Annotated in this window: 15 protein-coding genes; 7 read left to right on the top strand and 8 right to left on the bottom strand. The window is 71.3% G+C overall.

The features are described from left to right. Positions 1 to 90: 90 nt before the first annotated feature. A complete protein-coding gene (locus tag EMA17_RS32685; RefSeq protein WP_126640782.1) occupies positions 91 to 747 on the top strand; it encodes a bifunctional DNA primase/polymerase in 657 nt (218 codons plus the stop codon). 141 nt (positions 748 to 888) lie between these two features. Here the strand turns inward: EMA17_RS32685 and EMA17_RS32680 are convergent, their stop codons facing one another. Then, entirely contained in the window at positions 889 to 1,578 is a 690-nt protein-coding gene (locus EMA17_RS32680; RefSeq protein WP_078976746.1) for an iron-dependent transcriptional repressor DtxR, read from the bottom strand. A gap of 272 nt (positions 1,579 to 1,850) precedes the next feature. Here EMA17_RS32680 and EMA17_RS32675 point away from each other — a divergent pair, with 272 nt between their 5' ends. From EMA17_RS32675 to EMA17_RS32665, 3 genes are all read left to right on the top strand, one after another. Continuing rightward, positions 1,851 to 3,185, top strand: a complete 1,335-nt coding sequence (locus tag EMA17_RS32675; protein WP_246127046.1) for a cryptochrome/photolyase family protein — start codon at positions 1,851 to 1,853, stop codon at positions 3,183 to 3,185. Between the two features lie 66 nt (positions 3,186 to 3,251). Next, the gene (locus EMA17_RS32670; RefSeq protein ID WP_126640781.1) at positions 3,252 to 3,998 is read left to right on the top strand and encodes a sugar isomerase domain-containing protein; all 747 of its coding nucleotides are present in this window, start codon (positions 3,252 to 3,254) and stop codon (positions 3,996 to 3,998) included. Between the two features lie 8 nt (positions 3,999 to 4,006). Beyond that, complete coding sequence (locus tag EMA17_RS32665; RefSeq protein ID WP_218043137.1) at positions 4,007 to 4,810, top strand: hypothetical protein; 804 nt, start codon at positions 4,007 to 4,009, stop codon at positions 4,808 to 4,810. An 18-nt stretch (positions 4,811 to 4,828) separates the two neighbouring features. Here the strand turns inward: EMA17_RS32665 and EMA17_RS32660 are convergent, their stop codons facing one another. Both EMA17_RS32660 and pdxH read right to left on the bottom strand, forming a co-directional pair. After that, positions 4,829 to 6,154: an MFS transporter gene (locus EMA17_RS32660; RefSeq protein ID WP_126640780.1), complete on the bottom strand. Its 1,326-nt coding sequence runs from the start codon at positions 6,152 to 6,154 to the stop codon at positions 4,829 to 4,831. A gap of 401 nt (positions 6,155 to 6,555) precedes the next feature. Continuing rightward, positions 6,556 to 7,197, bottom strand: a complete 642-nt coding sequence (gene pdxH / locus EMA17_RS32655) for a pyridoxamine 5'-phosphate oxidase (protein ID WP_126640892.1) — start codon at positions 7,195 to 7,197, stop codon at positions 6,556 to 6,558. Positions 7,198 to 7,589: 392 nt separating this feature from the next. Here pdxH and EMA17_RS32650 point away from each other — a divergent pair, with 392 nt between their 5' ends. After that, the gene (locus tag EMA17_RS32650; protein WP_078976741.1) at positions 7,590 to 8,702 is read left to right on the top strand and encodes a citrate synthase 2; all 1,113 of its coding nucleotides are present in this window, start codon (positions 7,590 to 7,592) and stop codon (positions 8,700 to 8,702) included. Positions 8,703 to 8,846: 144 nt separating this feature from the next. Here EMA17_RS32650 and EMA17_RS32645 read toward each other — a convergent pair whose 3' ends face one another. From EMA17_RS32645 to EMA17_RS32635, 3 genes are all read right to left on the bottom strand, one after another. Beyond that, a complete protein-coding gene (locus tag EMA17_RS32645; protein ID WP_126640779.1) occupies positions 8,847 to 11,561 on the bottom strand; it encodes a hypothetical protein in 2,715 nt (904 codons plus the stop codon). Positions 11,562 to 11,827: 266 nt separating this feature from the next. Then, entirely contained in the window at positions 11,828 to 12,670 is an 843-nt protein-coding gene (locus tag EMA17_RS32640) for a (2Fe-2S)-binding protein (RefSeq protein ID WP_126640778.1), read from the bottom strand. A 145-nt stretch (positions 12,671 to 12,815) separates the two neighbouring features. Next, positions 12,816 to 14,369, bottom strand: a complete 1,554-nt coding sequence (locus EMA17_RS32635; protein WP_126640777.1) for an APC family permease — start codon at positions 14,367 to 14,369, stop codon at positions 12,816 to 12,818. 215 nt (positions 14,370 to 14,584) lie between these two features. Here EMA17_RS32635 and EMA17_RS32630 point away from each other — a divergent pair, with 215 nt between their 5' ends. Then, entirely contained in the window at positions 14,585 to 15,532 is a 948-nt protein-coding gene (locus EMA17_RS32630) for a threonine/serine dehydratase (protein ID WP_126640776.1), read from the top strand. Between the two features lie 482 nt (positions 15,533 to 16,014). On the opposite strand, the gene EMA17_RS32625 is transcribed toward EMA17_RS32630, so the two are convergent. Together EMA17_RS32625 and EMA17_RS54475 are read right to left on the bottom strand one after the other, a co-directional pair. Beyond that, complete coding sequence (locus EMA17_RS32625) at positions 16,015 to 18,354, bottom strand: HAD-IC family P-type ATPase (RefSeq protein WP_126640775.1); 2,340 nt, start codon at positions 18,352 to 18,354, stop codon at positions 16,015 to 16,017. Positions 18,355 to 18,451: 97 nt separating this feature from the next. Continuing rightward, the gene (locus EMA17_RS54475) at positions 18,452 to 19,276 is read right to left on the bottom strand and encodes a DUF2530 domain-containing protein (protein ID WP_246127044.1); all 825 of its coding nucleotides are present in this window, start codon (positions 19,274 to 19,276) and stop codon (positions 18,452 to 18,454) included. 177 nt (positions 19,277 to 19,453) lie between these two features. Between EMA17_RS54475 and EMA17_RS32615 the strand changes: the two genes are divergently transcribed. Continuing rightward, complete coding sequence (locus EMA17_RS32615) at positions 19,454 to 20,908, top strand: NCS2 family permease (protein ID WP_126640774.1); 1,455 nt, start codon at positions 19,454 to 19,456, stop codon at positions 20,906 to 20,908. Positions 20,909 to 21,075: the final 167 nt, after the last annotated feature.

Here is a 21,075-nt window from a genome sequence, read left to right as displayed (position 1 = left end):
ACGTGCGACCCGGTGCCGTTGCGGGTGCGCCGTACGGGTGGCCGCGAGTGCGCCCTCGCCCGGCCGTAACCATCCCGTGGTCCCACAGTTGTGCTGCACGTGGAAGACACCCTGGGGGCCCGGCAGATCGCCCGAGACACGCTTGTAGAGACCGCAGTCCGCTACGCCGGGGACCGGCACTGGGACGTGGTTCCCGGCGCCTCGGTGGTCGAGCACAGCGCGGGGCGTCGGTGCGACTGCGGCAACCCCGGGTGCGCCACCCCCGGCGCGCATCCGATCCTGCGCGACTGGGCGGTACAGGCGGCCAGTTCGCCCGCGCTGGTGCGGCGCTGGTGGGGCGAGCACCCCGACGCGGCGATCCTGCTGCCCACCGGGCGCGGGTTCGACGTGATCGACGTCCCGGAGCAGGCCGGCTGTCTGGCGCTGGCCCGGCTGGAGCGGATGGGCCTGCCGCTCGGGCCGGTGATCGCCACCCCCACCCGGCGGCTGCAGTTCTTCGTGTTGCCGGGCGCGCGGGACAAGATGGGCGAGATGTTGCGCCGGGTCGGCTGGGGCACCGGTTCGATCGACCTGATCCCCAAGGGCGAGGGCGACTGGGTGGTGGCCCCGCCGTCGCGCATGGGCACCTCCGGCGGCGCCGCGTGGGCGCGCGAACCCACCGAGCTCAACCGCTGGCTCCCCGAGGCCCGCGAACTGGTCAGCCCGATCGCGTACGCCTGCGGCCGGGCGCTGGCCGAGGCGCGCTAGCGGGCGCGCACGGGGCGCGCCGCGCGCCCGCGACGCACGGCGAAGGGCCCTCGCCACCGAGTCACCTCGGTGGCGAGGGCCCTCGCGCGAACCACGACCGGCCGACCGCGAGCGACGCGCGCCGCGGCCGGCGGGCCGCGACTAACGCGCCGCCACGAACACGTGCGAGGCGACCTCGGGGGGCAGCTCGGCGGCCTCGCCACCGCTGCCCGCCATCACGCCGCCCGCCGACTCGTGCACACTCACCACCGCACCGGGACGAATCCCGGCCCGGCGCAGCGTGTACATCAACTGCGCGTCGGTCTGCAGCGGCTCGCCGAGCCGCCGCACCACGACGTTCTTTCCTTCCGGCCCCGCCGACTCGAGGAGCGTGACGAGGCCGCCTTCCTTGAAGGAGTCGGCGTGCAGTTCCCGGTCCAGTTCCTCCAGGCCCGGGATCGGATTGCCGTAGGGCGATTCCTTCGGATAGCGCAGCAGTTCGAGCAGGCGACGCTCCACCTGCTCGCTGATCACGTGCTCCCAACGGCACGCCTCGGCGTGCACCTGTTCCCAGGGCAACCCGATGACGTCCACGAGCAGGCACTCGGCGAGTCGGTGCTTGCGCATGACCCGCGTCGCGATTCCCCGCCCCTCGGCCGTCAGTTCCAGATGACGGTCGCCCTCGACCGTCAACAACCCGTCCCGCTCCATTCGTGCCACGGTCTGGCTCACGGTCGGCCCGCTCTGCTCGAGTCGCTCCGCGATCCGCGCCCGCAGCGGGACCACACCCTCCTCCTCCAGCTCGAAAATCGTCCGGAGGTACATCTCCGTGGTGTCGATGAGTCCACTCACGACCAGCGGCTCCGTTCTTGGTGGTCCTGCCGTGCAATTCTGACGCACCTGGACCGCCGATGCGGACGTCCGGCCGATCGGGTCCCCTCGGCTTTTCCCGGCACACGCCGTCCCGTGTGCTCCGCCGCGTCATCCGTACGTGTGCCCAGCCCCGGTGGGTACACGTTGTCGGGTGCGTACGGTCATAACGTTCCGATATGCCATTGCCATCCCGGAAGACCTCGGGTCCCGCAGAATCCACCGATCGAGTTCGCCGCGTCCATATTCTCTGGTTGCGTCGCGATCTGCGGCTGTCCGATCACCCCGCGCTGCACGCCGCCGCCGGCACCGGCTTTCCCGGTACCGGGGACGGGGCGCCCGCCCGGGTGTTGCCGCTGTTCGTCCTCGACCCGGCGGTGTGGGACGCCGCGGGGCCCGCGCGCCGAGCGCACCTGGCCCGCTCGTTGCACACCCTCGACGCCGATCTGCGCGAGGCGGGCGGGCGGCTGGTGGTCCGCGCGGGCGAGCCGACCCGGGTGTTGCCCGCGCTGGTGCGCGCGAGCGGCGCCGCCGAGGTGCACGTCACGGCGGACTTCGGTCCCTACGGCCGGGCCCGGGACGCGGCCGTGGCCGAGGCCCTGGACGTACCCTTCCGCGCCACCGGATCGCCGTACGCCGTCGCCCCGGGCCGGGTGCGCAAGGCCGACGGGACGCCGTATCGCGTGTTCACCCCCTTCCAGCGCGCGTGGGCCGAGCACGGGTGGCCCGAGCCGCTGCCGCGACCGACCGACCTCGCCTGGGCGCACGCCGACTCGGACGACCCGCCGACCGCCCCCGAGCCGGCCGGGGTGGACCTGCCCGAGGCGGGCGAGCGGGCGGCGCTGGCCGCCTGGCGGGAGTTCCGCGCGCACGGTCTGGACCGCTACCGGGAGCTGCGGGACCGGCCCGACCTGCCCGGCACCTCGCGGTTGTCGGTGCACCTGAAGTTCGGCGAGATCCACCCGCGCACGCTGCTCGCCGACTGTCCCGACGCCACGTTCCGGTCCGAGCTGGCCTGGCGCGAGTTCTACGGCGACGTGCTCTGGCACCACCCCGAGACCGTGCGCGAATACCTGAACCGGGACCTGGCCGGCATGGCCTACGACACCGGCCCGGACGCCGACGCGCTCTTCGACGCGTGGCGCGCGGGCCGAACCGGCTTCCCGTTCGTGGACGCGGGCATGCGGCAACTGCTCGCCGAGGGTTGGATGCACAACCGGGTGCGCATGGTCGTGGCGTCCTTCCTGGTCAAGGACCTGCACCAGGAGTGGACCCGCGGCGCGGCGCACTTCATGCGGCACCTGGTCGACGGCGACCCGGCGTCCAACAGCCACGGCTGGCAGTGGACCGCGGGCTGCGGCACCGACGCGTCGCCGTGGTTTCGCGTCTTCAATCCGATCCAACAGGGCCGCCGGTTCGATCCGCAGGGCGACTACGTGCGCCGGTACGTGCCCGAGTTGCGGCACATCGCGGGCCGCGCGGTGCACGAGCCGTGGCGGATCGGGGTGGACGGCTATCCCGATCCGATCGTGGAGCACGCCGAGGAAAGGCGCGTCGCACTCGACCGCTACCGGGCGATCCGGCGGTAAGGTGCCGGATCCGCGTTCGCACGGCGGATCCGTATACGAAGCTCCGAACGAACGGGAGGACCGGGGATGGTCGAGCTGGGCGCACGCTACCTCGACGCGGCGATCGGGCTGCTGGAACGGCTGCGGGACGTCGAACTGCCCACGATCGACCGGGCCGCGGACCGGATCGCCGGTGCCCTGGCGGAGGGCGGCCGGCTGTTCGTGTTCGGCGGCGGGCACTCCGCGCTCGCCGCGCAGGACGTGGTCTACCGCGCGGGCGGCCTGATCCTGGCCAACCCGCTGATCGCCCCCGGCAACGAGCTGACCGTGCGTCCGATCACCGTCAGCAGCGCGGTGGAGAAGCTGGCCGAGCTGGCCGGTCCCGTGCTGGACGGCGCGGGGGTGCGCGAGGGCGACGCGCTCGTGGTGATCTCGCTGTCCGGACGCAACGGGCTGCCCGTGGAGCTGGCCCGCCGGGCGCGCGAACGCGGGGCGCTGGTGATCGGCCTGACCTCGGTCGAGGCCAGCGAGGCGGAGCCGGCGCGGCACCCGTCCGGCACCCGGGTCCTCGACAACTGCGACATCGTCCTGGACACCGCGATCGCGGTCGGCGACGCCGCGCTCGACGTGGAGGGCGTGCCCCAGCGGATCGGCCCGACCTCGGGTGTGGTGTGCTCGGCGGTGATGCAGACACTCATGGTCGGCGTGATCGGCCATCTGGTCTCCCGGGGGATCGAACCCCCGGTGTTCATGTCCGCGAACATCGACGGCGGCAACGCGTGGAACGAGCGGTTGCTGGCCGAACACGCGGACCGGATCTTCTATCTGAGGTGAACCCGGCAGTGCATCCCAACGCACGGTCCCACTCCCCCGAGCAGACCCCGTCCGGAGCGGGCGGCGCGGCCGACCCCCGCTCCGCCCCGCTGGTCGTCCCCGGCCGCTTCAACGGGCCGCCGGGCATGGGCAACGGCGGCTACCTGGCCGGCCTGCTGGCCACCCGCGCGGTCGGCGGGATCGCCTCGGGGGTGACCGTGACGCTGCGCCGCGCGGTGCCGCTGGACCGCGCGCTGGCCCTCGCGCACGACGCGGCGAGCGGGACGCTGACCCTGGCGGAGGACGCGGGGGCGATCGCGGAGGCGATCCCGGTCGACCCCGCGCTGCCGCTGCCCACCCCGATCGACCCGGTCACCCCCGCCGAGGCGGCCGAGGCGAGCCGGTCCTTCCCGGGCTTCGCGGCGTGGAACCCGTACACCGACTGCTTCGTGTGCGGCCCGGATCGGGCCGAGGGCGACGGCCTGCGACTGTTCCCCGGGATGCTCGCCGACCGCCCGGACACCAACGCGTGCGTCTGGACCCCGCACGGCTCGCTGGTCGCGCCGGGCACCGGCCAGGTGGCTCCGGAGTTCGTCTGGGCCGCGCTGGACTGCCCCGGCGGCTGGACCGGGATCGACCGCGACACCGCGCTCCTGCTCGGCCGGATGACCGCGCACGTGTACGCGCTGCCCTATCCGGACGAGCCGTGCGTGGTGCTGGGCCGACTTCTGGGCCGGGACGGGCGCAAGGTACGCACCGCCACCACGCTCTACGACGCCGAGGGCCGCCCGGCCGCACACGCCGAACAGGTGTGGATCGCGCCGCGCGCCTGACCCGCCGCGCCGCCCGGGCTACGGCTTCGGGTCGCGCCCGTCGTAGCGCCAGAAGTCGCGCCACCGCAGCGACAGGCCGATCGCCAACACCACACACGCGATCCCGCCGCTGACCACCGAGACGCGCTCGGTGGTCAGCGAGGCCACCGACCCGGCCTCGAAGTCGCCCAGGCGCGGCCCGCCGGCGACCACTACGATGAACACGCCCGCCAGCCGCCCGCGCATCGCGTCCGGCGTGCCGACCTGCATGATCGTATTTCGGAACACCATGCTGATGGTGTCCGCGCAGCCCGCGCAGGCGAGCAGGATCAGCCCGAGCCACAGCGGTCCGCCGAGCCCGAACGCGGTGATGCAGAGCCCCCACGCGACCACCGCGACGACCACCGCGCGTCCCTGGCGGTACACCCGACCCAGCCATCCGGAGAACAGCCCGCCGACGAGCGCGCCGACCGCCGGCGCCGCGACCAGCAGGCCGACCGTGGTCGCCCCGCCGCCGTACAGGCCCGCGGCCATCGCCGGGAACAGCGCGCGGGGCATGCCGAAGACCATCGCGACGATGTCGGTCAGGAACGTCATCCGGATGTTGGGCCGACTCCGCAGAAAGCGCAGCCCCTCACGCACCGAGGCCCGTTTGGGCCCGCCTTCGGTCCGGTCCGGCGCCATCGACGGCAACCGCCACATCGCGTACAGCGCCGCGGAGAACGCGATCGCGTCGATCAGGTAGGCGGCCTGGAAGCTCCACAGGCCGATCACCAGGCCGCCGAGCATCGGCCCGACCGTCATCGCGAACGACATGGCTATCGAGTTCAGCGCGTTGGCCGACGGCAGTCGGTCCGCGGGCAGCAGCTTGGGGATCATCGAGGTGCGGGCCGGATTGTTCACCGCGTAGAAGCCGGACTGCACCGCGACCGCCGTATACAGCAGCCACACCTGGCCGAGGTCGAGAAAGGCCTGTAGGGCCAGCACGACCGACACCGCCGAGAGCCCGCCGGCGGTGACCAGGCCGACCAGGCGCCGATCGAGGCTGTCCGCGATCGCCCCGCCGAGCAGGCCGAACACGATCAGCGGGACCACCGCGCACAGTCCCACCACGCCGACGGCGAAGTTGGACCCGGTCAGGTCGTAGACCTGGATCGCGACCGCGACGGCGGTCATCTGCTGACCCAGCGAGGACACCGAGTGGCCGAACCACAGACGGCGGAAGTCGGGGAACGCGCGCAGCGGACCCACGTCCACGAGCACGGATCCGGCGAGGCGACCGGAGGGCTTCTTCGACGCGTTCGCCGACGCGTTCGTCGACGCGCTCCGCGCCGGGTTCTTCGAGGTGTCAGGGGCAGAGGGCATCCCCATATCCAAGTCCAGTGTGCCCCGCATCTATTCCTGGATTCGGTGTGGGATCGGGCACCTCGTAAATCCGTTGCACCCGTCCCGACACCGATCTAATCTCACTGGCACACGGGAGAGGAGGTGGTCTGAAGTTGCATAGCATTCGGACGCGTGAGGTGGCTGCCCGCTAGCCGCCACTCCGGTTTACCGGCTCGGCAGGCCCCGTCGTGAGTGCACCGCGACGGACGCAGGCAGGCGGCCGGCAACACCAGGCAGACACCCGACCCGCAGGTCGCCGGGATCGTCCCCCGGCCTTCGACCCACCTCACCGAGGTGGACGGAGAAGCGACCTGCGGGTCGCTGTCGTTTCCGGCCCGTTCACAGGATCCGTTCACGGCGCCCGCTCCACGGAGCCCGCCTCACGGACTCAGTCGCTCGACCCGCCACGACGTGTGCCCGCCACCGTCGTCGCCCTCGCGCAGGTAGCGCAGCCGGTCGTGCATCCGGTTCTCCCGCCCCTGCCAGAACTCCACCGTCTCGGGCACCACCCGAAAGCCGCCCCAGAACTCCGGCACCGGGATGTCGTCGATGTCGGCGAACCCGGCCGCGGCCTCCGCGTACCGCTTCTCCAACCGCTCGCGCCCGGCGACCGGCCTGGACTGCTCGCTCGCCCAGGCGCCGATCCGCGAACCGCGCGGCCGGGAGCGGAAGTACTCGGCGCTCGTCTCCCGGGACACCCGTTCGGCGGAGCCGGTGACGATCACCTGGCGGGCCAGCGCGTGCCACGGGAAGAGCAGGCTCACCGCCGGGTTGGCGCCGAGCTCGACACCCTTGCGCGAGCCGTAGTTCGTATAGAAGACGAAGCCCCGCTCGTCGAACTCCTTGAGCAGGACCGTGCGGGTGCTGGGCCGTCCGTCCGGCGTCGCGGTCGCCACCACCATCGCGTTCGGCTCGGGCAGCTCGGCCCCGGCCACCTCGGCCAGCCAGGCGGTGAACAGCGGGAAAGGGGTCGAGGGCAGGGCGCCGACGTCGATGCCCTCGCCTCGGTACTGCCGGCGCATCGCGGCAAGCTCGGTGAACTCCACGGACAACGAGTACCACTCGAGGCCGACCGGCGGCACGACCACCCCCGACCGGGTGACGTCCGGCAATCCCGTCCCGGGTGGGTTTGTGCCCCACCTCACTCGTCCCGGCGTGTTCCGAAGTAGGTCGTCTCGATATCGAGAGATATCCTGAACAACGGACTTCGATCGGCCCATACCTTCAGGCGAGGCACCATCCCGGCCTCGCCCGGACCGACCGGAACACCTCCCCGAAACACCGGTGGATCCCAGGTGCGGAGCCTGATCGGCACCCTGCTCCCCGGCCTCGTTCGGGGGAAGACACGGTGTGGTGGGGCGGGGTATGAAGGACCCGGCCACAAGTCAGTCGAGATCGCATGAGGAGCCGCCTGATGTCCGAGTTCGTACCCGGGCTCGAAGGAGTCATAGCGTTCGAGACGGAGATCGCCGAACCCGACAAGGAGGGTGGCGCGCTCCGGTACCGAGGTGTGGACATCGAGGACCTCGTCGGCCACGTCTCGTTCGGCAATGTGTGGGGCCTGCTGGTGGACGGGGCGTTCAACCCCGGCCTGCCGCCGGCCGAGCCGTTCCCGATTCCCATCCATTCCGGCGATGTCCGCGTGGACGTGCAGAGCGCGCTGGCCATGCTCGCCCCGGTGTGGGGTCTGAAACCGCTGCACGACATCGACGACGCCCAGGCGCGGGACGACCTCGCCCGGGCCGCCGTGATGGCGCTGTCGTACGTCGCCCAGTCGGCCCGCGGCCTGGAGAAGCCGATGGTGCCGCAGAGCGAGATCGACAAGGCGCAGACGATCGTCGAACGCTTCATGATCCGCTGGCGTGGCGAGCCGGACCCGCAGCACGTCAAGGCGGTCGACGCCTACTGGACGTCGGCGGCCGAGCACGGCATGAACGCCTCGACGTTCACCGCGCGCGTGATCGCGGGCACCGGCGCCGACGTCGCGGCGTGTCTGTCCGGCGCGGTCGGCGCGATGTCCGGCCCGCTGCACGGCGGCGCGCCCTCGCGCGTGCTGCACATGATCGAGGAGATCGAGCGCACCGGCGACGCCACGGCGTACGTCAAGGGTGTCCTGGACCGGGGCGAGCGCCTGATGGGCTTCGGCCACCGGGTGTATCGCGCCGAGGACCCCCGTGCGCGTGTGCTGCGGCGCACGGCCAAGGAGCTGGGGGCGCCTCGCTACGAAGTGGCCGCGGCGCTGGAGAAGGCGGCACTCGAAGAACTCCAGGCTCGGCGTCCCGACCGGATCCTGGCCACCAACGTGGAGTTCTGGGCCGCGGTGATGCTGGACTTCGCCGAGGTGCCGGCGCACATGTTCACCTCGATGTTCACCTGCGCCCGCACCGCCGGGTGGAGCGCGCACATCCTGGAGCACAAGCGCACGTCGCGCCTGGTCCGCCCGGCCGCCCGCTACATCGGCCCGGGCACCCGCCCGATCACCGAGGTCGCGGGCTACGACGACACGGTCCGCAACCTGAAGCACTGAGGCGGTCCCGACCGTCCACCGAACGGGCTTCGTTTCCGCCGGAAGCGGGCCCGTTTCGCCGTCCGGTGACCGTTTCGACCCGAAAGGCCCCGCCCACGACGCGTGGGACGGGGCCTTTCGGGTCGATCGGTGACCTTGTTCGGGTCAGCCGGCCACGTAGAAGCCGGCGATGGTGCCGATCAGGCTGATCGTGCCACCGCTCTGGTTGTTCAGGTCGACCTTGCCCTCACGCATGGGAACGGTGACCAGGTTCGCCTTGGTGTCGCCGATCGCCCAGTTCACGCTGGACGCGGTCGGCATCGGGTCGCCGTGCGGCCACACGATGAGATGTCCCGGCGCCTTGGTGTCCGTGACGGTGACGTTGACGGCCACCGCCGTGGCCGTGGGCGCCTGCGGGAAGTCGGAGGCCCGAGGGGCGAGCACGCTCGTCGCGCCGGGGCCCGGCGGCGTACCCGCGGTACGCGTGTCCAGAACCTGCGCGGGGACGATCACCTGGAACCTCGAACCCTCGCCGGTGGAGGTGAAGTAGCCGAACACATCGGCGATCAGGTGCACGTTCCCACCGCTGATGTTGGCCAGGTCCACCGTGCCGTCCGGGCCGACCGGCACCGTGACGAAGTTGCCGATCGTCTGGCCCGCGGCCCAGTTCAGGCTGGAGGCGGTGGGACGCGCGCCACCGTGCTGCCACGCCAGCAGATGGCCCGGCATGACCGGCTCGGTGGCGGTGAGGTTCAGGACGACGGCGCCCACGCCGGTCGCGGGGACACCACCTCGCCCGGTCACCCGCACGGTCTGCACGCCGCCCGCCGGCGTCGCGCCGGCACTCGGGGCACCGGTGCCGTCCCGGGTGTCGAGCAGCCGCGCGGGGGTCACGGCGGCGAACTTCGCACCGGTCGGAGCGTCCGAGTAGTAGCCGAACACGTCCGCGACCACGCTCACCGCGCCGGAGCCGGACATGTTCAGGTACACCTTGCCGTCCACCCCGACCGGCGCGATCACCTGGTTCGCGATCGTCCGGCCCCTGCCCCAGTTCAGGTGACTGGGCGAGGGACCGGAGGGTCGGTAGGACATGTGCGGCGAGACCATGAGGTAGCCGTCACCGGTGGTGTCGGTCGCCGTGACGTTGAGGGCCACGGCGCTGACCCCGGTCGCGGGCACCCCGCCGACGCCGGTGAGCCGAAGGGTGACCCCACTGCCCGAATGCAGCGGTTGCGCCGGTGCGCCGGTGCCGTCCCGGGTGTCCAGCACCCGTGCCGGGGCCACTCCGGTGTAGGTGTCGGCAGGCATGTTCACGTTGATCTCGAGTGGGTTGCCCGGCACTTCGGCCCCGTCGAACCCATAGCTCGTCCAGACTCCGGCGGCGTCCGAAATCCCGACCGTCAAGGGCACCTCGAGGTTCGTGGCGCCCCGCCAGTATTCGAAGTTCGGGAACTTCAGATCCACGGTCGCGTGCCCGTCGCGTACACGTGGCAACACAGTCGACGCGCTGAGGGACTTCACCGGCTCGTACTCGCCGTGTGCGTACACGCTGACGCGCGTGACACCGGGCTTCCACGACGACACGTCGAGCGAGACCCGAACGGTGCCGCCCTGAAGGGGATTGATCGTCGTGCGATCCAGGGTGATGTTCCTGGCCTGCGGAGGAGCGCCCTTGACCGCCGTGATGAAGGGCAGACCCCGGATCTCCGAGGTCGTGCCGTTCGCGTCCTCGAGGAGGAGTGCCGGATGACAGCCGGGTACTCCGACCGGAACGGTGATCGGCAGCGTCAGCGTTCCGCTGCCGCCTTGGGGCAGGGTCGGAGTACCGGATACGCAGACCCCGTTGATGTCACGCGCCTTGATCACCTGGACCTCGGCGCTGACGTCGGCCGTCAGAATCACGGTCTGCTCGGTCTCCCACGGATCGACCTCGGAGCGATCGAGTCGGAAGTTCCTCGCCCACAACGTACGGCCGGGCAGATCGAGCGGGTACCGCCCGAGGTTCGGGTAGACCTTCGAGGCACCCCCGGCGTCGGTGAGCTCGACCGAATCCATCGTCCACACGCCTGCGGGCGCGTCCTCCGGCAGCGTGAACCACACCTCACAGGCCCACAACATGAGCCCACGGAGGTCACACGACGGGTAGTACTGATTCAGGACGTTGACGTCCGTACCGAACAGCGTGGTCACGCTGAGTCCCGCCGGTCCCTTGAGCGTGGCCTTGCCCTGCCAGAACCCGGATTTGAGGTCCTCGGCCACGACCTGGTAACGAAGGAACCCACCGTCCTTGACCGGGTCCTTGCTCGAGCGGACGTCGTCGAACCAGATCGCCTCGTTGGTCGGTGCCTCGGCGTCGACGAGCGTCTGCGCGGTGAACGTCGTGTCGAACCCGGGGCCGGTCAGTTGATCGCCCTGGAACACGGTGAGATTCTGCGGGCACGGGGAACCGGGGATCGTGCCGGCGAGGTTCACCGCCTTGACGGCCCAGCGGGTGTCGGCCGACGAGCCGTACTGCGGCAGCTCGAAGGTCACCGACACCGGCTTGTTCTCCGATGCCCAACTGCCGTTGCCGAAGCGCAGCGAATGCTCTGCTCCCTCGAACGTCCCCGGCGTCGCACCCGCTCGCTGCACGATCACCGACCCGCACCATTGCAGGTCCATCGCGTAGGTCGCCGACGGCTTGAACGTAAGCCTCTTGGACACGTGTCCCGGTCGCGCGTCGACCACGGCGTCACCGACGGAGACGGCGGTCACCTTCAGATTGTTCTCGTGTGGCGTGCCACCCGAGCCGGTACGGCTCTGCGCCCCGCCCGCGCCGCGCACGTCCGCGGCGGATGCCGTCGCCGGGATCGCCCCCAGCAGCAGGCCGCCGACGGCCAAGCCCAGTACGGTCGATCGTGCGAATCTTCGTCGCCAAGGCACCCTGGAATCCCCACCCACAGCTCACGAGGTGGACCCGTGCCCACCCGCACCGATGACGACCCGATCGCTCCCCCACGGCGAGTCGCCCGCGCGATTCTCGCATGGTCACCAACCTTTCGGCAGGTTGGTTTCCCGGTGGACTCCCTTGCCGTACACGGGAGTTGATCGCCAGGAGCATTTGCGGTGCATCGCCCCGGTATCGCATGCCGACGGGTGTGAATCCGTCAGCCCCGACCCTCCAGGATGGCCACCTGCCGCGCGTCGTCCGCGCGGGGGCACGTGCTGCACAACGCCGCCGGGTCGAGGGTGTACCAGAGGCAGCACACGCTCTGGGTGCGGTTGCAGTGTGTGCGACCCTCGGTGCCCGCGAGTGTACGAAAACCCGCCTCGCGCTTGAAGCGACCGACGTCGCCCGGGAGCAGTTCGCCCAGTTCGCGCACCGCGCGGTCGCCCTCGCCCAGCGTGCGGCCCAGATACCAGACGCCGCTCACCACCTCGTCGGCCACCATCGACCACAACACCCGCTCGCCCCGACGCAGATGCGGTCGGAACGCGGCCAGCAGCGGCTCCACGTGTTCGGCCACCCGGTCGAGGAGCAGTGCCCGCAATGCCGCCTCGCCGGCCACCACCCGCGCGCCGGGCGCGTTCGCGTCGGGGTCGTCGGGCAGGCAGGCGAAGGTGTTCGAGGTGACCGTGAAGGAGCGGCCCACCCGCTCGGACCCGGGCGCGATCCACACCTCGTCCAGGGCCACCAGCGGGACCCGGCGGCGCAGGAACCAGGGGCCGGTCAGCATCAGGCAGGCGTACCAGGCGTAGCCGTGCAGCGCCCACATCGCGATCGCGTCGTCGCGCGGCTCGGCGGCCGGGGTCGCGCCGATCCGGGTGCGCTCGGCGGCCAGCATCTCGGCGAGCACGTCCGGGTCCTCGGCCATCCGTGAGGCGTGCAGCATGCCGACGCCGGGGCGTCCGGGCTCGACCGTGATCACCGGACACGCGGCACCGAGCGCACGGAAGGTCTCCGCGAACGCGGGACACGGCGCGGGTTGACGAAGATCGAGCACGGTCATGGTCCGAAGGTAAGCCTTGCCTAACCTCGTGTCCACACGGGTCGGCCCGACGTCCCCCCTCGGGGGCCGGCTCCACCCATCCGGAGGAGCCGTTCGCGGGGCGCGCGATCCACGCGCGCGCCCCGCCGACGACCCGACGCGCGGGTCAGGAACGTACCGACATCCGCGCGTCGGCGGGGCCGTCGTCGACCCGTTCGCCGGCGTCCTCCAGGATGATCCGGCCCATCAGTTCGTAGCGCTCCGGGCTCCGGGCCCGCGTGTACAGCGCCAGCGCGATGCCGCCGACGAAGACCCCGCCGACGATGTACGGGGTGAGCGTGAACAGCAGCGAGTCGGCGGCGGCGCCGGCGGCGGTCTCCATGTTCCGCAGGAGCAGCACCACCACCGCGATCATCGCGACGCCGCCGAGCAGCGGGGCCAGGAAGGTGCGGAACCAGTGCGCCGTCCGGGGGTGGTTCCCGCCGACGTGGAAGTAGCCGATCACCGCGAACGAGCACAACGTCTGCACGATCAGGATGGCCATCGTGCCGAGGATCGCGAGCAGCGTGTAGAGGTGTATGTAGGGGTCCTGATCGGTGATCAGGAACAGCAGCACGATGCCGGTGGCGATGATGCTCTGCACGAACGAGGCGAAGTATGGGGAGCCGTGCGCCGGGTGGGTGTTGCCGAGTCTGCGGGAGATGAAGCCCTCGCGGCCGATCGCGTACAGGTAGCGCGCCGCGCACTGGTGGAAGGCCATGCCGCAGGCGAACGAGCCGGTGATCAGCAGCCACTGGAACCAGTCCACCGCCCAGCCGCCGACGAAGTCCCCGGTAGGGCCGAAGAAGACGTCCAGCGGGGCGGACCCGCGCGCGATCTCCTTCGACCTCTCCAGGCCGCTGCCGTCGATCGCCATCCAGGAGACGAACACGTAGAACAGGCCGACGCCGATCACCGAGATCAGCGTGGCCCGCGGGATGACCTTCTTCGGGTCGCGCGACTCCTCGCCGTACATGGCGGTGGACTCGAAGCCGACCCACGACAAGAACGCGAAGAACAGGCCGAGGCCGGCCGCGCCCTCGAACGCGTTGGCCGGGTTGATCGGCTCGGCGGACAGCCCATCGGGGCCGCCGCCCCGGACCAGCACCGCGACCGCCATCGCGGCGAGCACCGTGACCTCGGCGACCAGCAGCACGCCGAGCAGGCGCGAGGTGAGGTGTATGTCGAACCAGGACAGCACGGCGGTGACGGCGAGCATGCCCAGGCCGTAGACGGCCCAGTTGAGGTCGACGCCGAACTGGGCGTCGACCGTGGTGTCCGCGAAGTAGGCGAAGATGCCGACGACGGAGGCCTCGAAGACCACGTACGCCAGCACCGCGAGCAGTCCGGAGGCCATGCCCACGACCCGGCCCAGGCCGTGTGAGATGTAGCCGTAGAAGGCACCCGCCGAGGTGATGTGCTTGGCCATCGCGACGTAGCCGATGGAGAACACGCCGAGCACCAGGGTCGCGATCAGGTAGCCCGCGGGGGCGCCGATGCCGTTGCCGAAGCCGACCGCGATCGGCAGGTTTCCGGTCATCGCGGTGATCGGCGCGGCGGTGGCGATCGCCATGAACACGACGCCGACGAGCCCGACCGAATTCGCCTTCAGACGTTGCACCCGCGGTGGTGCCGGGGATTCGACCTCGGGGGTTCGTCCCGCGTCGGAGTGGCCGGACATCCCACCTCCCTACCGTGCGGGGAAAGAACTGATGGCGTGTCAGCTTCGACCTGGGGCCACACCGTCACCGTGGACAGCCTGTCAGGAATCGAACCGATTCGCCCCTTGCGCCGTCGGTACGGTGACACGCCGTGCGGAGCCTTCCCGCATTGCCACCGGACCGACCCGCCCGGTGCCGGGACCGGGCGCGCCGGCAAGCCATAGGGTCGGTCGTCATGGAAACCGCCACGCCGGAACTGACCTATGGCGACATCAGGAACGCCGCCGAGCGCATCGTGGGGCTGACCCAGCCGGTCACCCTGATGCCCATCCACCCCTCGCCGCACGTGTGGCTGGCCCTGGAGTACATCCAGCACACCGGGTCGTTCAAGGCGCGCGGCGCGGCGAACTTCACCACCGCGCACATCGAGGCGGGCACCATGCCCGAGGCCGGCGTGGTGATCGCCTCCGGCGGCAACGCGGGGCTGGCCTGCGCGTGGGCGGCGCGGAGCGCGGGGGTGCGCGCGACGGTGTTCCTGCCGGAGACGGCGCCCCGGATCAAGGTGGAGCGGCTGCGCTCGTACGGGGCGGACGTGCTGCTCGTGGGGCGGGAGTACGCGGATGCCCTGGAGGCGTCGGCGCGGTTCGCCGAGGAGACGGGCGCGCTGTTGTCGCACGCGTACGACAATCCGCTGATCGCGGCGGGCGCCGGCACGCTGGTCCCGGAGCTGGTCGCGGGGGTGCCGGGCAAGCTGGACACGATCATCGTCGCGGTGGGCGGCGGCGGCCTGTTCGCGGGCGTGGCCACCGCCGCCGAGGAACACGGGATCCGCACCGTGGCGGTCGAGCCGGAGAACTGCCGCGCCCTGAACGCGGCCCTGGAGGCGGGCGAGGTGGTCGACGTCCCGGTCGACTCGGTGGCCGCCGACTCCCTGGGCGCGCGCCGCGTCTCCGCCACCGCCCTGGCCACCGCCCGGCGCACCGGCGCCTTCTCGGTCCTGGTCTCCGACAAGGCCATCATCGAATCCCGCCAGGCCCTGTGGGACAACTTCCGCATCGTCGTCGAACACGCCGCCGCAACGGCCCTGGCAGCCCTGTCCACAGGCGCGTACACCCCGGCCCAGGACGAAAAGGTCGCGGTAATACTGTGCGGCGCCAACACCGACCCGGGCGATCTGGTCTGAGCGACCTGCCGGGCGGAGCGGGCCGGGTCACTCACCGCCGGAGGCGACGAGCAGCCGCTCAGAGGGAATGTTCCGCCCGCATTCGGATTCCCCCTCAGTAGCATCTGCACATGGTTGACTACCTGGTCGTGTCGACGGCGGCGGAATCGCACGAAGCGGCGATGCGACTGGCTCGCTCGGCCTGGCCCCAGGGGCCGTTCACTTGTACCGGTGACGTCACCTTGACCGTAGGGCCGGGAACACGCGCGGAACGACCGGACTCGTCATCGAGGTTCCAGCCGAGAGACGAGAAGATCTGCCCGGTTGTGCGTTCCAGGACTCGGCGGTACGCCGGTCCCGGCATGCGAATGGTGCCGTCTTCAAGATGGGCCACATAGCGCCAGTTGCATGCGCAGTCGAGACCCGACTCCCGTGCCGCCTCGGCCATCGACGCGTCGCCGACGGCCGCTCGGGCTCGGCCGCTTGCCGGGCCCGCCCGGGTCCTATCCGTCGTCGCCCGCGCGGCGGTGGATCCAGCCCGATACGTGCCAGCCCGCCTCCAGGAGGGCCGCGGCGGCGATCGCGATGCCGATCGCGGTGCCGTTGTTGCCCTGGTCCTGGGGGTAGAGGGCGAAGAAGTCGGCGGCGAAGGGGACGTACAGGGCGAACAGGAAGGCCGCGCCCATCGCCGCGATCAGGGCGATCTTCCACCACGCGTAGGGGCGGGCGACGATGGCCAGGATCCACATCGCGACCAGGAACAGGGTGATCACCGCGGTGGTGCGGTCCTCCTTCAGGTCGGTGCCGCTGTTCAGGTGGGCCAGCCAGTAGGACAGGAACGTGGCCGCCGCGGCCACCACGCCGCCGGGGATCGCGAAGCGCAGGACGCGCGGGACGAAGCCCCGGCGCGCGCGTTCGGCGTTGGGGGCCAGGGCCAGGAAGAAGGCCGGCACGCCGATGGTGAGCGAGCCGATCAGGGTGAGGTGGCGGGGCAGGAACGGGAAGACCACGCCCGCGACGCCGGTGAGCAGCGACAGGAGCAGCGCGTACACGGTCTTGACCAGGAACAGGTTCGCGACCCGCTCGATGTTGCCGATCACCCGTCGCCCCTCGGCCACCACCGAGGGCAGCGTGGCGAAGCGGTTGTCCAGGAGCACGATCTGGGCGACGGCGCGGCTCGCCCCGCTGCCCGAGCCCATCGCGACCCCGATGTCGGCGTCCTTGAGCGCGAGCACGTCGTTCACGCCGTCGCCGGTCATCGCCACCGTATGCTCGCGGGCCTGCAGGGCCGCGACCATCGCCCGCTTCTGCTGCGGGGTGACCCGGCCGAAGACCGTGTTCTCCTCCAGGGCTCGGCCGAGTCCGGTGCGGTCCTCCGGCAGTCGGCGGGCGTCCACGGCGTGGTCCGCGCCCGCCAGGTCGAGTTTGGCGGCCACCGCGCCGACCGCGAGCGCGTTGTCCCCGGAGATCACCTTGGTCGCCACGCCCTGGTCCGCGAAGTAGCGCAGCGTCTCGGCGGCGTCCGGGCGCAGCCGCTGCTGGAGCACCACGAGCGCGGCCAGGTGGGCCCGCGCACCGGCCTCGTCGCTCAGCCCGTCGGCGGTCGCGAGCAGCAGCACCCGCAACCCCTTCGCGCCCAGTTCGTCCACCTCGGCCAGCACCGGGTGTCCCTCCGGCAGCAGTACGTCGGGCGCGCCCAGCAGCCAGGTCCCGCGCTCGGCGAAGCTCGCCCCGCTCCACTTGCGGGCCGAGGAGAACGCGGCGACGTCGGTGATCGACCACCCCCGCGGTGCCGGGTAGGCGTCCACGATCGCCTGGAGGCTCGCGTTCGGGCGCGGGTCGGAGGTGCCGAGGGCGCCGAGCGCCTGGCCGATCGGCAGCGTGTCGTCGAGCGTGCGGACCTCGGCCACGTCCATGCCGCCCTCGGTGAGCGTGCCGGTCTTGTCCAGGCACACCACGTCCACCCGGGCCAGGCCCTCGATCGCGGGCAACTCCTGGACCAGGCACTGCTTCCGGCCCAGCCGCACCACGCCGACCGCGAACGCGACCGAGGTGAGCAGCATCAGCCCCTCGGGGACCATGGTGACCAGCCCGGCCACCATGCCGCGCAGCGCGTTGGGCAGGCCGTCGTCGGTGCGCAGTTGGCTGATGATCAGCAGGATCCCGACCGGGACCATCAGCCAAGTGACGTAGGTGAGGATCCGGTTCAACCCCTGGCGCAGTTCCGAGTCGACCAGGGTGAACCGGCCCGCCTCCTCGGCGAGTCGGGCGGCGTACGCGTCGCCGCCGACCTCGGTCGCCCGATACGCGCCGTTGCCGGCGGCCACGAAGCTGCCGGACATCACCGGGTCGCCGATCCTCTTGTGGACCGGATCGGTCTCGCCGGTCAGCAGCGACTCGTCCAGTTCGAGCGCGTCGGCCTCGACCACCACGCCGTCCACCAGGACCTGTTCGCCCGCGCCGAGCGCGCAGACGTCGTCCAGGACCAGTTCGCGCGCGGACACCTCGACCGTGTGCCCGCCCCGGCGCACCCGCGGTTTGGCCTCGCCGATCACGGCCAGGGTGTCCAGGGTGCGCTTGGCGCGCAGTTCCTGGATGACGCCGATCGCCGTGTTGGCGACGATGACCAGGCCGAACAGGCCGTCCTGGATCGGGCCGACGATCAGGATCACCACGAACAGGGTGCCGATGATCGCGTTGAACCGGGTGAAGACGTTGCCCCGGACGATCGCCGAGGCACTGCGGCTCGAACGGCCCGGCACGTCGTTGACCCGGCCGGCCGCGACACGTTCGGCGACCTCGGCGTCGGTCAGCCCGGTGATGGTGGCGGGGGCATCGATCATGCCCTGACGTTACGTCAGCGAATGTCGGATTTTGTGGCTATTCGGGGCGGGTCGCCGAGCACATTCACCACACACCCGGAACGGGACGGCGGCCGGCCTAGTCGTCGTGCGCGCTCTGCAGGCGGCGGCAGTACCAGAGGCCGAACAGGCCCAGGCCCGAGCCGGCCAGCGCGCACCACGGCCACCAGTCGCGACCGTCGTCGGTGAGCGAGTCGCGCATGAACCAGGCGACCACGAAGAGCGCGAACCAGATCACGCTGCCCACGGCGACGAGCTTGATGATGTCGCCTTCGAGCGGGGGCGGGGCGGGCCGCATGCCGGTGTCCGCGGCGGGCGGCTCCCGGTCGGCGGGCGGGGCGGGCCCGTCGGCGACATCGGCGGCGTCCGCGGCATCGGTGACGGCGGCGAACTCGGCGGTACCGCCGCCCAGGGCCGGGTCGGTCGCCGGGTCGTAGGCGCTCGCGCCGTACTCGGGCGTCGTGTGGCTCCCGGAGTCGTACGCGTCGGGCTCGAAGGCCGACGACGCGGCGACCTGGTAGCCGCCGGAGCCGTAGGCCGCCTCGGGCGCCGCGTAGTCGGTCCGCGAGTAGTCGGCGTAGTTCGCGGCGGTGTACTCGCCGGAGGAGTGCTCGGTCGCGGTGTACTCCCCGGAGGTCGCGGCGTACTCCCCTGAGGTGGAGGCGTACTCCCCGGAACCGTAATCCGCCGAGCCGTAATCCGCGGCGCCATGCTCCCCGGTGCCGTAATCCGTCGCCGGGTAGGACTCGCTCCCGTGCGCCGCGTATTCGCCGCTGCCGGGGGCGCCCGCGTCGAACGTGTCGTCGACCGGATCCGGCGTCGCGGCCGAATCCGTCCGCGCCACGCCCGTGTCGTCCGGATCCGGCGAGGTGCGCCGTCGTTTCCCGCTCCCGTGCCTGCTCACGAAAACAAGGCTACTTGGCGGCCCGCACCGGGCCCGCGCGTGCCCCGACGCACAGGCGGAGGGACCGGTTCCCGTTTCGGCTGTGGTCTCTGGCACCCTTTTGGGGTCTCCCGGCACGCGTCCCCCTCGTGCCGTGTGCGTGTCTTGACTACCCGTTCCCACGCTCCGAGGATCCGCATGCCCCGCCAGGCCCCCGCCGTGACCGTCCCCGAGGTCCCCGCCACGCCGAGGAGCGGCCTCGACCGCTTCTTCAAGATCTCCGAGCGCGGCTCGTCGCCGGTGCGCGAGATACGCGGCGGGCTCGCCACGTTCTTCGCGATGGCCTACATCATCGTGCTGAATCCGATCATCCTCGGCAGTGCGACCGACAAGTTCGGCAACCATCTGTCCCAGCCGCAGCTGGTCACCGCGACGGTGCTGGTCGCCGCCGTGATGACCGTCCTGATGGGCCTGATCGGCAACATGCCGCTCGCGCTGGCCGCCGGGCTCGGGATCAACGCGATGGTCGCGTTCCAGATCGCGCCGCAGACGACCTGGGACGAGGCGATGGGCCTGGTCGTCCTGGAGGGCGTCGGCCTGCTGATCCTGGCCGCCACCGGGTTGCGCGAGGCGATCATGAACGCCATCCCGCTGGTGCTCAAGCAGGCGATCGGGGTCGGCATCGGCCTGTTCGTCACCCTGGTCGGCCTGGTCAGCGCGGGCATCGTGACGCGCGTGCCGGACAAGGTGAACTCCACCGTCCCGGTCGCGCTCGGTGCGGGCGGCACGCTCAAGGGCTGGCCGGCGGTGATCTTCTGCTTCGGGCTGCTGCTGACGTTCGTGCTGGTGGTACGGAAGGTGCCCGGCGCGATCCTGATCGGCATGGTCGCCTCCACGGTGCTCGCGGTGATCGTGCACAACGCCGCCGGCCTGGACAAGGCGGCGTGGGGGCTGACCGCGCCCGAGGCGAACGGCGTGGTGGACACGCCGGACTTCGGGCTGATCGGCGACGTCGACCTGTTCGGCGCCTTCGGCCGGGTCGGCTTCATCACCGCGTCGTTGCTGATCTTCACCCTGCTGCTGTCCAACTTCTTCGACGGCATGGGCACGATCATCGGGGTCAGCCGCGAGGCCGGACTGCTCGACGAGCGGGGCAAGGTGCCGGGCCTGGGCCGGATCCTGACCGTCGAGTCGGTCGGCGCGATCGCCGGCGGCGGCGCCTCGGCGTCGTCCAACACGGTCTTCGTGGAATCCACCGCCGGGGTCGGCGAGGGCGCCCGGACCGGACTCGCCAACCTGGTCACCGGCGGCCTGTTCGCGCTCGCGCTGCTGTTCACCCCGCTGGCCAAGCTGGTGCCCGCACAGGCCGCGACGCCGGCGCTGGTGGTGGTCGGCGCGCTGATGATGACCCAGATCAAGCACATCGACTGGGACGACCTGACGGTCGCCGCCCCGGCGTTCGTGACGATCGCGCTGATGCCGTTCACGTACAGCATCACCACCGGGATCGGCGCCGGCTTCATCCTGTACGTGGTGCTGCGCACGGCGGTCGGCAAGGCCCGGGAGATCCCGCTGCTGCTGTGGATCGTCTCGGCCCTGTTCGTGGTGCACTTCGCCATCGACCCGATCGAACAGGTCCTCGGCGTCAAGTAACCGTCTCGGGCTCGCCGCGTTCGGGCGAGTTCACCCCGTCCGGGCGGGTTCGCCCCGCCCGGACGGCGGCCGTTCCGCGTCCCGGAATATCCCCGGCGGCGAAAGCATTGGAAGTTAGCGAGAGTAAAGAGTTAAGCTAAAAAACGTGTCCCCGTCCGAACCCGACC

This window comes from Embleya hyalina, assembly GCF_003967355.1.
Taxonomy (GTDB): Bacteria; Actinomycetota; Actinomycetes; order Streptomycetales; family Streptomycetaceae; genus Embleya; species Embleya hyalina.
Note: the sequence above shows the minus strand (reverse complement) of the source record. Positions and strands in the feature narration are given on the sequence as shown.

Excerpts from the sequence above, each read along its gene's own strand:
- EMA17_RS32670 (WP_126640781.1), top strand. The coding sequence starts at position 3,252 with ATGGTCGAGCTGGGCGCACGCTACCTCGACGCGGCGATCGGGCTGCTG.
- EMA17_RS32660 (WP_126640780.1), bottom strand. The coding sequence starts at position 6,154 with ATGCCCTCTGCCCCTGACACCTCGAAGAACCCGGCGCGGAGCGCGTCG.
- pdxH (WP_126640892.1), bottom strand. The coding sequence starts at position 7,197 with ATGCGCCGGCAGTACCGAGGCGAGGGCATCGACGTCGGCGCCCTGCCC.
- EMA17_RS32650 (WP_078976741.1), top strand. The coding sequence starts at position 7,590 with ATGTCCGAGTTCGTACCCGGGCTCGAAGGAGTCATAGCGTTCGAGACG.
- EMA17_RS32640 (WP_126640778.1), bottom strand. The coding sequence starts at position 12,670 with ATGACCGTGCTCGATCTTCGTCAACCCGCGCCGTGTCCCGCGTTCGCG.
- EMA17_RS32635 (WP_126640777.1), bottom strand. The coding sequence starts at position 14,369 with ATGTCCGGCCACTCCGACGCGGGACGAACCCCCGAGGTCGAATCCCCG.
- EMA17_RS32630 (WP_126640776.1), top strand. The coding sequence starts at position 14,585 with ATGGAAACCGCCACGCCGGAACTGACCTATGGCGACATCAGGAACGCC.
- EMA17_RS32625 (WP_126640775.1), bottom strand. The coding sequence starts at position 18,354 with ATGATCGATGCCCCCGCCACCATCACCGGGCTGACCGACGCCGAGGTC.
- EMA17_RS32615 (WP_126640774.1), top strand. The coding sequence starts at position 19,454 with ATGCCCCGCCAGGCCCCCGCCGTGACCGTCCCCGAGGTCCCCGCCACG.